Genomic DNA, 307 nt, shown 5'->3' on the forward strand with positions numbered 1-307 from the left:
TTTCAATAGTACGTAAATACTGTCCATTTTAGCCCTAAAGGCAGATTGATTAGGGCACGTTTCAATTAACTCCATTCTTGGGCACATTTTTGTGCCCTTTTTTTCGCCACTAGATCAAGGATTCACCATGAGACTTTCTTCCATCGTGTCTCGAGTATATTTAGGTTTCTTTGTACTGATTGTGATCATGCTGGGCTCTGCATGGTTAAGTATCAGTAGCAATAAAGACATAACGACTCGAATCGAAAACATCACCCAGCAAGCCACCCCATTAATGCTTCAATCATCTACGCTGACGATTCGATTC

General features: G+C 40.7%; 1 protein-coding gene. It reads left to right on the top strand.

Going from position 1 to position 307, the window contains the following annotated elements; translation table 11 throughout:
- Window positions 1-127: 127 nt before the first annotated feature.
- The coding region (locus tag AB4486_RS26185; RefSeq protein WP_372119679.1) for a hypothetical protein at window positions 128-307 on the top strand (180 nt) is incomplete at its 3' end.

Origin of the sequence: Vibrio sp. 10N.222.55.C6, assembly GCF_041473395.1 — a bacterium.
GTDB lineage: Bacteria > Pseudomonadota > Gammaproteobacteria > Enterobacterales > Vibrionaceae > Vibrio > Vibrio crassostreae_C.